The sequence below is a fragment of the Acinetobacter haemolyticus CIP 64.3 = MTCC 9819 genome, from assembly GCF_000369065.1.
GTDB lineage: Bacteria > Pseudomonadota > Gammaproteobacteria > Pseudomonadales > Moraxellaceae > Acinetobacter > Acinetobacter haemolyticus.
On sequence record NZ_KB849799.1, the window covers coordinates 328905 to 341208 of the forward strand.

Genomic DNA, 12304 nt, shown 5'->3' on the forward strand with positions numbered 1-12304 from the left:
CTATAATAATCGCAACCCCACCATCAATAGTACCGAATACAATGGCAGATATTTGTTACCCAAACTGTGAACAGCCTCAAACCCGTCGCGGACAAGAGCGTCGTCTTGCGCTATTACTTTGTGCAACCGATCTATTTCTTGAAAAGGGTTATGATGATGTTTCTTTGGATGACATCGTAAGTCATGCTGGAGGATCAAAAGCCTCTATTTATAAATACTTTGGTAATAAAGAAGGTCTTTTTACTGCGATTTGTGATTATCGAAGAGAGGTTTTTTTTAATGGTGTATGTTTACCTTACTCTCCAGATTGTGTCAGTTTGAATCATTATTTAACTCAAACGCTTCAACGCTTTTACCACCACATTATCAAACCAGAAAATATTGCATTTATGCGCATGTTTACAGAGCAAACCCAGAAAGATGCGCAACTGGCAAATTATTTCTATGATAAATGTGCGGTGAATGTTCAAAATACAATTGCATGTGCACTACATCAATCCCATCTCAAAAATGAAATCATCTGTACACAACCACATTACTCAGCAACAATGTATTTCGGTATTTTACGTGATGTCGAATGGCGCATTTTAATGGGCTTAAAGATCCCAGAAAATGATCTAGAAATCTTTGATTATATTCAATATTCAGTAGATTTGTTTTTAAAAGCTCATCAAAAGGTCTAATTCTTTTGCATTTTCGAATACCTGTAGTATAGTATTCAATTCTTTTTTATTCACCACCCGTCAAACAACAATTAATTATTGTTTTTACTCAATAATTATTGTGGGAGTAGCTATGGCGCTTCGGCATTTTCTAACTTTACGTGACCTATCTTCTTTAGAACTGCAACGCATTTTAGATCGCGCACAAGAACTTAAACGCATGCAGCATAGCAATACGTTGTATCAACCATTTGCTGGTAAAGTTTTGGGAATGATTTTTGAGAAATCGAGCACGCGTACCCGCATTTCTTTTGAGGCAGGTATTTGTCAGTTCGGTGGCAGTGCGATCTTCCTTTCCCCGCGCGATACACAACTTGGTCGTGGTGAACCCATCGAAGATTCTGCTCGTGTTATCTCAAGCATGCTTGACATCGTCATGATTCGCACATTTGGTCATGATATTGTTGAACGCTTTGCATCCTATTCAAAAGTACCTGTGATCAATGGTCTCACTGATGACCATCATCCTTGTCAACTACTTGCCGACCTGCAAACGTTTCAAGAGCATCGTGGCAGTATCGAAGGAAAAACTGTCGCTTGGATTGGTGATGGCAACAATATGTGTAACTCATATGTTGAAGCGGCACATATGATGGGCTTTAAACTCAAAATCGCCTCTCCTGAAGGCTATGAGCCAAAACCAGAATTCCTAGCTGAGTTTGCAGATTGTGTGGAAGTCTTTAACAAAGCAGAAGATGCTGCTGTAAATGCCGACCTGATTGTCACCGACGTATGGGCAAGCATGGGACAGGAAGAAGAACAAAAGCTTCGTGAAAAAGCATTTGCAGATTTCCAAGTCAATGAACAATTGATGGATCTCGCTCATCCTGATTGTTTATTTATGCATTGTTTGCCAGCACATCGTGGTGAAGAGATTTCTGAAAACATGTTAGATCACAAAAATGCGGTCGTTTGGGATGAAGCAGAAAACCGCCTACATGCACAGAAAGCATTGATGGAATTTTTACTCAATGAGAATATGAAAAAAGATTAAGCTTGTATTCGCTTACTTTGATCCTATAAACAGCATCCTCGTGGTGCTGTTTTTATTTATACGCTTAAATTGAACACTCCAACAAAAACACTTATAGTAGTTTATCGACACGATTAAATGCTTGCGATAGCGTACATGATGACTTCATTAGAACAAACACTCACACAAATTCCTAGTTTTTCCTTAGTGCATGAACACCTCTTTACTTCAGCCCAACCTTCTACTGAAGAGTTGCAACTAATTAAAGAGTATGGATGCAGCACTGTCATCAATCTCGCAACAAGTAAATCTGAAAATCATTTAGTTAAACAAGATCAAATTTGTTTAGACCTAGGTCTTAACTATATTCACATTCCTATTGACTGGGATGTACCTTGCTCAGAACAATGCCTACTTGTTTTAGATTTAATCGATCATCTTGTTCAGAATGAAGTGGTTTGGCTGCATTGTGCCAAGAATATGCGTGTGAGTAGCTTGATGTATCTCTATCGTCAATTTTATATGAATATTGATCTACCGACCGCGCAAGCGCTGTTACATGAAATCTGGGAACCTAATGAAACATGGACGGGTCTCATTCATAGTATTGCCCTAAAACTCCAAGGTCGTAAAGCAACACAAGAACTCCAACAATCCATGATCAATGCAGATCATTTTGCTTGATGTGAAAGTAGTACAACTGCACTCGCCAAAATACCTTCCTGACGGCCAGTAAAACCTAGTTTTTCAGTGGTCGTCGCTTTAATACTAATCTGCGTAATATCCACATCTAATACATCAGCAATACTTTGACGCATTTCTAAATTATGTGGTGCTAGTTTTGGTCGTTCACATGCAACGGTAATATCTGCGTTATTTAAATGATAACCACGATCTAAGATCAATTGATAAACATGCTTTAGTAGAATACAACTATCTGCACCTTTATATTCGGGATCTGTGTCTGGAAAATGCTGACCGATATCCCCTAAGGCAAGTGCCCCTAACAAAGCATCACACAACGCGTGTAGGATTACATCACCATCAGAATGTGCCTTTAAACCATGTGTATGCGGTATTTTAATGCCTGCCAAAGTAACATACTGCCCGTCGTCAAAAGCATGTACATCGATGCCTTGTCCAATTCGAATCTGAGCAACCATATGATTTTCCTTTTAGAATATACTGAACTAATCTTGAATTCAGGCTTTCTATTTCGCTATAGTACAGTGAGCAAATTAGACTGAAAGTATAAGTGATTATGCTGTTGAACACTGTAAGAAATCAATTAAAGAAAACGGGCTGTATCATCACATTGAGTTGTTTATGCTCAACATTTGCGTTTGCTAAAGCAATTGACTGCTCTAATCAGCGTGCCGACTTTCAGAATGTATGTTCTAAGCAATACGAAGAACAACGATTTAAGCTGAATGATAAATTTTTAACAGCTTATTTAGTAACGGATGCACCTGTGCAACTTTTGCACGCAACCCAAGAAATGTGGTTACGTCAGCTACAACAGTGCAAATCTAAAACTTGCTACTTACAACAGTTTGATGCTCGCATGGATGACTTGAACTTTTACACATCAATCAACCAAACACTTACACAACATTATCTAAAATATGAACACGGCGCTCTAGCTAAGCAACCTGTGCACATCCAAATCCACCAACTCGATAAAGACCGTCTCAAAATCGAAGGAACGGCCTATCGCAGCCCAAACAATCGATTAGAAACGCAAACGATGTCTCTACTGGCGTATAGTACATCTGATCAAAAAAATCAGATTATCGACAACGAGAAAAAATGTGAATATCAGTTTGACTTTCAACGTGCATTACTCGTGGTCAGATCAGAACAAAAAGGTTGCGAACGCTTTACAGGCATTTATCGTTTGTATGATTAAACAAACCAAAAGCCGATGTTTAAACATCGGCTTTTTTGAATCTTAACTTGGAAATTTTTGCGCAATTTCTTGGCTGATTACCACTGCTGTAGCAGCCGATAACGTCCACCCTAAATGACCATGTCCAGTATTATAAAATACTCGCGGCTGTTTCCCTTGCTTCACTACAGGTAGCATATTCGGCATCATTGGACGCAAACCAGCCCAAGGCACAACATGTTCCGTCGAGATATCGAAGTTTTGATTTACCCAATTGATTAAAGGCTGAATCCGATCTGCACGAATATCACGATTGTATCCATTAAACTCAGCTGTGCCTGCAACACGGAATCGATCTGCGCCTAATCGCGAGGTGACGATTTTAGCACTCTCATCCAATAAACTTACCCAAGGTGCATTTTTGACACTTTGCTCATCTTTAAGTTGAACCGTGATCGAATAACCCTTCACAGGATAGACATTGACACTATCGCCTAGCAGATCCGCCAATTGATAACTTCCCACGCCACCACACACCAAGACGAGATCAGCTTCAATTTCAGTATGGACATCCGATTCTGGATGCATATTTTCAGAACTGTTTTTACATTGAATAAGGACTTTGTCTTGCAAACATTTGACATCCACAACATCCAAACCAAAGCGATATTTAACTCCATATTCTTGTGTTTTTTCTGCCAAACCCACTGAATACTTGTGAATATCGCCCGTTGCATCTCCAGCTGTGTAATATCCACCATAATAATCACCTGTCAAATTCGGTTCAATTGCCTTCATTTCCTCAGGTGTAATCGCATTCCGCTCTAACTTTCCCTCAACCAATACATCGTTGACCTTTTTCGCGATCTCAAAATCTTCTTTGGTATGGTACATGTGCAAAATGCCACGTTTTTCCAAATCAAAAGAAATATTCTCTTTTTCTGCAATTTCAAATAAACGCTGTCTTGCCAATAAAGCTAGGCGTACGGTTTCAATGGTATTGGCTTTATAATCTTTGATATGAGTTAAAAACTCAATTAACCAACGATATTTGTGCAGACTGAATGATGGATTGAGCAATAATGGTGCATCTTTCTTGCTCATCCATTTGATACCCTTGAGCACCGTTGCCTTTTGATTCCAAACTTCAGCATTACACGCAGATAATTGCCCACCATTGGCGAAAGAGGTTTCCATTGCTGGAAATAGATGACGATCAATGACAGTGACTTGATAACCTAGCTTAATTAGTTCATAAGCAGACGTTACACCTGTAATCCCCGCACCAATGACAACAACATGTGGCATAGCAAACTCCTAGAAATGTAGAACATTCCTTAATGCATAGCCCCATCTGTCATGGTACCTGAGAGTTTCGGCAGATGATTACCAATTAATCATTAAGCCTTCCCCTTCGGTGAGTGTATATCGTAGATCAGATTTTATAAATTTCTACAAATTGAGCACTGCTCTCCAGATTGTATGTCTATTATTACAGTCCTTCTGCCTGAGAGTTTCCGGGGTCGTTGCTCCTTCGGCGAGTTCATTGAAGAACTTCTCTCCCGCAATAATATTTATATCCCTTCTAAGCAATATATATGCCGTTTGAAAAAAAATCTATAAGAAAATCTTGTAAAAGTTTGTAGATCAAATAATGACTTCTAAATCAAACACAAAAAAGCAGACCAATGGTCTGCTTTTAAAAGTTAAAACTTCGCTTGCAAAATTTGTTCAGAAAATTGTCCTTTCCAAAGCTCACGCAAGGTCGGCAGATAGAATTTTTCGCCAATCATCACCAACTCAGCATCTATCAGCGCATGAATCTCATGCATAAGAATATAATCTAAAGCAATCATAGATAGCTGCGGCTGTGTTTGAGCAATATTTTTACGTCGAGCTTGTGCTTTTTTTACCAGTTCATTGGCAAAATTCTTATCTTTGTAGGTTGTGATTGCACTTAAACGCAACTCAATAATTCCCCAACCTTCTAGTAACTTTTTAAATACCTCAAAATCTTTAGATGTTGCTTCCCAAGTTACATTTTCTAGATTATTGTCATCAGGCAAGACGGGTAACAATAAATCGGCTGTACTTGGAAAAATTTTCTTTAGATTCAATAAAAACTTAACAGGATTTTCATGTGATAGACCAGAATATTGAATATGGGTTTGGGTATCTGTTAAGTAAATATTAAGCATAATAAAACGTTGGTCTAGTCAATCAAACCGATATTGTACGCAGTTCACTTTATAAAAACCACTGATAAAAATAGCCTTTCCTCATGAGAAAAGCTACTTTGCACCACAAGATACTATTTACTATTTGGCGACACCATATTTTCTGGTTTCACCACTTCATCAAATTGCGCCTCAGTTACTAAACCAAGTTCAACCGCGACCTGTTTTAAGGTTTTATTTTCTTTATAAGCTGTTTTCGCGACTTTTGCTGAATTCTCGTAACCAATAACAGGGTTTAAAGCGGTTACCAACATTAAAGAGTTATGAAGGAAATAATCTATCTTCTCTCGATTTGGCTCAATACCGACTGCACAATGATCATTAAAACTATTACAAGCATCACCAAGCAGCTGAATAGATTGCAATAAATTATACGCAATGACGGGCATAAACACATTTAACTCAAAGTTGCCTGATGCTCCTGCCACATTGATTGTTGTATCATTCCCTAAGACCTGAGCCACAACCATCGTCATTGCTTCACTTTGAGTTGGATTGACTTTTCCAGGCATAATACTTGAACCAGGTTCATTTTCTGGTATGCGAATCTCGCCAAATCCGCAGCGTGGGCCACTCGCTAGCCAGCGAATATCATTGGCAATTTTATTTAAACTTGCAGCTAATGTTTTCAAGGCGCCCGAAGCAAATACCGCAGCATCACGCCCAGCCAAAGCTTCAAACTTATTTGGTGCAGTCACAAATGGCAAGCCAGTTAATTCAGCTAATTGCGCTGCTGCTTTGACTGCATAATCTGGATGTGCGTTCAAGCCAGTGCCTACAGCTGTACCGCCTAGAGGAAGTTCATATAAACCCGCAAGTGCTTGATGCAAACGCTTTAAGCCATGCTCTAATTGAGAAACATAGCCGCTAAACTCTTGCCCTAAAGTTAAAGGTGTCGCATCTTGCAAGTGGGTCCGGCCAATCTTAACAATATCGTTAAATTCTTCTGATTTACGCGCTAATGTCTGTTTTAATTGCTCTACCGCTGGGATTAACAACTCATTGATTTGCAGACTTGCTGCCACATGAATCGCTGTTGGAAATGAGTCATTGGTTGATTGGGCACGATTGACATGATCATTTGGATGTACTGGCTTCTGCGCACCGAGTGTTTGACCTAATTTTTGGTTCGCAATATTGGCAATCACTTCATTACAGTTCATGTTACTTTGCGTACCTGAACCTGTTTGCCATACAACTAATGGGAATTGAGCATCCCATTGACCAGCGATCACTTCTTCAGCTGCATGAACAATATATTGGCTTAAATCTTCTGGGAGTTGTTTTAATTCTGCATTGGTGATAGCTGCGGCTTTTTTTACTAACCCCATTGCTCGAATCATCGCGCGTGGTAAACGCTCCTGACCTATTTTGAAGTTCTGTAAACTTCGTTGCGTTTGCGCACCCCACAAGGCTTCATTGGTAACTTCAATTTCACCCATCGTATCGTGTTCAATTCGCATTTGCATAAAACAACCTCTGCTCTATTTGGTTAAAGTTCTCACGGGCTGAAGCAAATAGATGCTTTGGCTAGCGAAATCAGAATCAATCCATGACGGATTTTTGATTAGCTTGACCATTATCGTAGAACAATGAAATTATGTAAATAAGAATCATTATCTAGTTTCCTTTTAGCGTATTGAGATAAAAACGCCACTCATCCTCTAACATTTGGGTCAAAGACCGCTTTGGTTCCCAATTGAGGACCTGCTTCGCCTTTTCAATATTTGCACCTAATCTTGCTAGCTCTTGATGTTGATAAACCGCAGGCTGAACATGTATCTCAGCTTGTGTAACTTTCGCTATTTCATCTAATAAGGTTTGAATTGAAGTCAATTGTTTATGTGCAAGGTTAAATGCTTCTAAGCAGCTATTTTGTGTTTCTAACCAATTCATCGTCATCATTACAGCTTCACAAACATCTAATACATGCAAGAAACTGCGCTCGACAGTTCCATCATCGGTTTCTGCTTGATTCTGTAGATCGATACATTCTCTTTGCATCGCTGCAACTTGTAATGCTAAAGGGACAATATTTTTAGGTAATTGAACGACATACTCACCGAGTACTCCATGTTCAAATGCACCTACAATATTGGATAAACGTAGGTTTACGATTTTCCATTCATGGTCAACTTTATAAGTATCCGCAATAATATCTTCTACGATTTGCTGAGAACGGATATAAGGGTTCGGATAACTGTAATTAAACGCAGTCTCCTCCGAAAGCAATGCATCCGACTGCCCATATATTGCAATACTGGACAAGTTCACGAGTTGACGAACACCCATACGCTGCATCGCTCTGAGTAAACTCATAATACAACTTACGTTATCATTGTAATATTCAAGCGGCTTTAAGGTGGATTCTTCAAGTGATTTAAAACTAGCGGTATGTATGACGGTGTCGATGGAATATTGTTCAAACACTTTATTGAGCGCTGGCGTATTTCTGACATCTAATTTTGCAAATGGGATATACATCCCTGAAATATATTCAAGTCGTTCCAAGGTTTGTAACGTTGAATTCGCTAAATTATCGACAATAACAATCTCTTTTCCATGAGCCAGCAAACTCAAAGCAATATGTGAACCGATAAAGCCTAAACCACCTGTCACCAAAATCATTGTATAATTACCTTCTTTTTTAATTATGTCCGCATCATTCGCCTACATGACCGTGAATATTCAATGAGTACATTACTGCTAATTACCTCCGCACCAACTTCTGTCATGGCTTGGCATGCATTTGGTCTGGCACAAGCATTACACAATATGCGTGAAGAATTTCGTGTCTTCTTTTACCAAGATGGAGTTCAAGTTGCGAATGATTTACAGTGGTTTCCTGATGATCAGCGCAACCTAAAACAAGAATGGCAAAAGCTTGGCATTCGACTCCCTGTCTGTGTCAGTGCTGCCCTTGCCCGGGGTATCACCGATGCGAGCAATGCACAACGCCATTCTCTCCAACACCATAACTTAGCCCATGGCTTTGAGCTAGTCGGTCTTGGCGAACTTGCTGATGCAGTGCAAGATTGTTCTCGCTTAATTCAATTTTAGTTTAAGTTATTTAATAGAGTGTTGCTTTTAAAAGGTATATTGTGTGAAATCTGTACTCGTCATCCTAACGCAGCCCAACTTAACCAGTTTGCAAATTAACGAAAGTTTATCTGCAACTATGGTTTTAGCAACCTTTGGGATTTCTGTCAAAGTATTATTAAAAGATGCTGCACTCAGCTTACTCAATGATCAGCTTACTTTTGATTCTATTCAACACGCCTTTAAAATTGCCTCAAATATGGTGGAAAGTTTCGAGTTTTATGATTTAACCCCCTTGCTCATCGAAACAAAAAATCAACAACTCGAGATTGTTCAGAACTCAGAACAAGAGATTGAGTTTATTGAACTCAATCCCGAGCTCATCCAATCATTTGATCACGTACTGTATTGGTAAGGAGCCATAATGAAAGAAGCTACACTTTTTTTGATTCAAGCCCCTTATCTTCATATTGAAAAAATATGCAAAGATTTAACACAAATGGCTCAGGCAAATGATCATATCGTTATGATGAGTGATGCTGTATTGGGTATCAATCACATGATCATTGAGACGTACCCTAATTTATATTGTTTAGAAAGTGACTCTGCTTTATTGAGTGATGACTTAAAAACACGTGTAAAGTGCATTGATTACGCTCAATTTGCTCAGCTTGCATTACAGTTTAAACGCTGTATTAGCTTGAAATAACATCTTTCAATTTGAAATACACTTAGGCTATTTTATGCAATTAGATTTAGATCAAGACGGTCATTTAGTTGATTACACGATTTGGAATCATGATGTAGCGCAAGTATTAGCGCAGTCTCTAGATTTAGAATTAACTGAATGGCATTTCGAAGTACTTCAAGCGGTTCGTCAGTTCTATCAACAGTTCGGACATTCACCTGCAACTCGACCACTGATCAAGTTTTTAATGAAAACTGTCAGTCCAGAAATTAATAATGCTGTTTTACAACAAAGATTCAATACAGGTTTAGTCGCTCGTCATTTAAGCCGTTTGGCTGGCGTTCCTAAACCTGCAAATTGTTTATAATTTTCTTAAGCAAATTTTTTAGCACAAGCAACACAGGCAATCACAGCAACCGTAACTGCAAACATCGTTATACTGACATGTTCATGTAATAAAACAGCTGCGATTGCCAATCCGAATAGCGGTTGCAATAACTGTAACTGCCCCACTGCAGCAATCCCTCCTTGAGCTAAGCCTTTATACCAAAAGAAAAAACCAATCAACATACTAAATATTGAGACATAAATTAGACCTAACTTTGCTGACCATGAAATATCAGCAAAACTGTTTGGCATATATAACCATGAGATCCATAGCATTACAGGTAGAGTTAAAAGTAGTGCCCAACAGATTACTTGCCAGCCGCCTAAATGCTTTGAAAGCCGTCCCCCTTCAGCATAGCCAAAGCCACAAAGTAAAATCGCCAACACCATGTAAAAGTCACCATAATGAAATAACCAACTCTTGGTTTGAACTAACATATAGCCAAAGACTAAAGCGGCCCCCAAAATTGCAAAAAACCAAAATTTTTGGCTCGGTTTTTCTCCACCCCTCACCACACCAAAAATAGCGGTCGCTAATGGCAATAACCCAATAAAAACAATGCTATGTGCTGCACTCACATATTGCAAAGCGAGTGCTGTAAAAAGTGGAAAGCCGACAACTACACCGATCGCAACATAAAACAATGGTAGCCAATCTACTCGTTTTGGTAACTGCTGCTGCAACAACACCAATAACAGCACTGCAAAAAGACCAGCAATAGCAGCCCTTGCAGCAGTTAAGAAAGTAGGACTAAATTCAAGTACAGCAACACGTGTGGCCGGCAAAGAGCCAGCAAAAATCATGACCCCAACCAGTCCATTTACCCATCCATTATTGAAATATTTCATTTAAACTCTCCACATCTATATGAAGAATTTAAACTGTGTTATGGTAGATACACCATACACAATCCAGTACAATTCCAAATAACTGTACTGTATATATTAACAATACAGTTTAAGATGATCACAATGAAAACCACAAAAATAGATTTTGTTATACAACATATCCATGAACTAATTAAAACTCGTTCAATCTCAGCGGGCTCACGTCTACCTTCTGTCAGAGCTCTGGCCAAGCAACTCAATTTATCTGTCTCTACGATCGTAGAAGCCTATGAGCGCCTTGCATCACAAGGTCTAATCGAGTCTAAGACAGGGTCTGGTTTTTTTGTATCTGGACCAATTCCGCCTCTATCTATCTCTCAGATTCATCCCAAAATTGATCGGAACATAGACCCTTTATGGATTTCAAGACAGTCTTTAGAAGCCAAGCCAGATATGCTTAAGCCCGGCTGTGGTTGGTTACCTGATGACTGGATGCCACATGAAAACATCCGTAAAGCAATTCGTAAAATTTCTAAAGTTGAATCAAAAATTTTAACTGATTATTCATCACCACTTGGTTCTCCTGCCTTACGTGAGCTATTAGCGCGTAAAATTCTAGGTAAAGGAATCGAAGCAACACCTAACCAAATCTTATTAACAGACTCGGGTACACAAGCTATTGATTTAATTTGTCGATATTTTTTAAAGCCAAATGATGTCGTGCTGGTAGATGATCCTTGTTATTTTAATTTTCATGCGTTACTCAAGGTTCACCAAATTCGAATTATTGGCATTCCTTATACACCTACGGGTCCAGATTTAAATGCTTTTTCACAAGCAATCACACAACATAATCCACGGTTATATATAACCAATTCTGGTATTCATAACCCTACAGGTGCAAGACTAACAGCATCAACAGCCTATCAATTATTGAAATTGGTTGAACAATCCAACCTGATTGTAATCGAAGATGATATTTTTGCAGATTTAGAATTAGATCCAGCACCTAGGCTGGCAGCACTAGATGGCCTTTCAAAGGTGATTCACATTGGTAGTTTTTCTAAAACGTTGTCAGGTTCTGTACGTACAGGCTATATCGCAACAAAATCTCAATGGATAGAAGATCTCACAGATATAAAAATTGCGACTGGTTTTGGTGGTAGCCATCTATCCGCGGAAATCTTATACGCTGCTTTAACCGACGGAACTTACCGCAAACATTTAGATGAATTAAAAATACGTTTAGCAAAATCAATGGACTTTACGATTAAACAATTAGAAAAGTTGAAGATCAGACCTTGGATAAAGCCTCAAGCAGGTATTTTCTTATGGTGTGAATTAGCTAAGAATTTAGATACTGCACGTATCGCCCAAACGTGTCTCGAAAATAATGTCATTTTAGCGCCGGGAAATGCGTTTAGCCAAAGTCAAAATTATAAAAACTTTATCCGCTTTAATGTCGCTCAATGTTCCGAGCAAAAAGTTTTTGAGGTTCTATCTCACGCGATTCAACAGGAAATAGAACTACAAAAAAACTAA

15 protein-coding genes and 2 riboswitches are annotated in these 12304 nt (G+C 38.8%); of the genes, 9 read left to right on the top strand and 6 right to left on the bottom strand.

All coding sequences use genetic code 11. The annotated features are described in order from the left end of the window. Positions 1-41 precede the first annotated feature (41 nt). The 3 genes from F927_RS01610 (at position 42) to F927_RS01620 (ending at position 2379) form a co-directional block, all read left to right on the top strand. Positions 42-683: a TetR/AcrR family transcriptional regulator gene (locus F927_RS01610; protein ID WP_005080889.1), complete on the top strand. Its 642-nt coding sequence runs from the start codon at positions 42-44 to the stop codon at positions 681-683. A gap of 112 nt (positions 684-795) precedes the next feature. After that, positions 796-1716, top strand: coding sequence for an ornithine carbamoyltransferase (gene argF, locus F927_RS01615; RefSeq protein ID WP_005080892.1), 921 nt, complete (start codon positions 796-798; stop codon positions 1714-1716). Positions 1717-1854: 138 nt separating this feature from the next. Continuing rightward, on the top strand, positions 1855-2379 hold the full coding sequence (locus tag F927_RS01620; protein ID WP_017394717.1) for a protein tyrosine phosphatase family protein: 525 nt from the start codon (positions 1855-1857) through the stop codon (positions 2377-2379). On the opposite strand, the gene ispF is transcribed toward F927_RS01620, so the two are convergent. After that, positions 2367-2858: a 2-C-methyl-D-erythritol 2,4-cyclodiphosphate synthase gene (gene ispF, locus F927_RS01625; RefSeq protein WP_005080895.1), complete on the bottom strand. Its 492-nt coding sequence runs from the start codon at positions 2856-2858 to the stop codon at positions 2367-2369. The two genes, F927_RS01620 and ispF, sit on opposite strands and share 13 nt — an antisense overlap. Before the next feature lie 98 nt (positions 2859-2956). On the opposite strand from ispF, the gene F927_RS01630 reads away from it, so the two are divergent. After that, entirely contained in the window at positions 2957-3604 is a 648-nt protein-coding gene (locus F927_RS01630; protein ID WP_005080898.1) for an A1S_1983 family putative colistin resistance protein, read from the top strand. Between the two features lie 42 nt (positions 3605-3646). Here the strand turns inward: F927_RS01630 and F927_RS01635 are convergent, their stop codons facing one another. The 4 genes from F927_RS01635 to F927_RS01650 form a co-directional block, all read right to left on the bottom strand. Next, positions 3647-4891: a D-amino acid dehydrogenase gene (locus tag F927_RS01635; RefSeq protein ID WP_005080900.1), complete on the bottom strand. Its 1245-nt coding sequence runs from the start codon at positions 4889-4891 to the stop codon at positions 3647-3649. A 36-nt stretch (positions 4892-4927) separates the two neighbouring features. Then, positions 4928-5067: riboswitch (glycine riboswitch) on the bottom strand. A gap of 1 nt (position 5068) precedes the next feature. Beyond that, positions 5069-5158, bottom strand: a riboswitch (glycine riboswitch). 131 nt (positions 5159-5289) lie between these two features. After that, positions 5290-5781 (bottom strand): hypothetical protein, encoded by a 492-nt coding sequence (locus F927_RS01640; protein WP_005080902.1) that lies wholly within the window; start codon positions 5779-5781, stop codon positions 5290-5292. 113 nt (positions 5782-5894) lie between these two features. Beyond that, on the bottom strand, positions 5895-7289 hold the full coding sequence (gene fumC, locus F927_RS01645) for a class II fumarate hydratase (RefSeq protein WP_005080903.1): 1395 nt from the start codon (positions 7287-7289) through the stop codon (positions 5895-5897). Between the two features lie 151 nt (positions 7290-7440). Next, entirely contained in the window at positions 7441-8448 is a 1008-nt protein-coding gene (locus F927_RS01650) for an SDR family NAD(P)-dependent oxidoreductase (protein WP_004638959.1), read from the bottom strand. Between the two features lie 63 nt (positions 8449-8511). Here F927_RS01650 and tusD point away from each other — a divergent pair, with 63 nt between their 5' ends. The 4 genes from tusD to F927_RS01670 are packed head-to-tail and all read left to right on the top strand — an operon-like array spanning position 8512 to position 9914. Further along, entirely contained in the window at positions 8512-8880 is a 369-nt protein-coding gene (tusD, locus tag F927_RS01655) for a sulfurtransferase complex subunit TusD (RefSeq protein WP_005080906.1), read from the top strand. A 43-nt stretch (positions 8881-8923) separates the two neighbouring features. Continuing rightward, positions 8924-9274, top strand: coding sequence for a hypothetical protein (locus F927_RS01660; RefSeq protein WP_004638953.1), 351 nt, complete (start codon positions 8924-8926; stop codon positions 9272-9274). Positions 9275-9283: 9 nt separating this feature from the next. Beyond that, positions 9284-9568, top strand: coding sequence for a DsrH/TusB family sulfur metabolism protein (locus F927_RS01665; RefSeq protein WP_005080909.1), 285 nt, complete (start codon positions 9284-9286; stop codon positions 9566-9568). A gap of 34 nt (positions 9569-9602) precedes the next feature. Next, positions 9603-9914, top strand: coding sequence for a TusE/DsrC/DsvC family sulfur relay protein (locus F927_RS01670; RefSeq protein ID WP_004638950.1), 312 nt, complete (start codon positions 9603-9605; stop codon positions 9912-9914). A gap of 5 nt (positions 9915-9919) precedes the next feature. Here F927_RS01670 and F927_RS01675 read toward each other — a convergent pair whose 3' ends face one another. Continuing rightward, positions 9920-10783 carry a DMT family transporter gene (locus F927_RS01675; protein ID WP_005080911.1) on the bottom strand — a complete coding sequence of 288 codons (864 nt, stop codon included), beginning with the start codon at positions 10781-10783 and terminating at the stop codon, positions 9920-9922. 123 nt (positions 10784-10906) lie between these two features. Here F927_RS01675 and F927_RS01680 point away from each other — a divergent pair, with 123 nt between their 5' ends. Then, positions 10907-12304 (top strand): aminotransferase-like domain-containing protein, encoded by a 1398-nt coding sequence (locus tag F927_RS01680; protein WP_005080913.1) that lies wholly within the window; start codon positions 10907-10909, stop codon positions 12302-12304.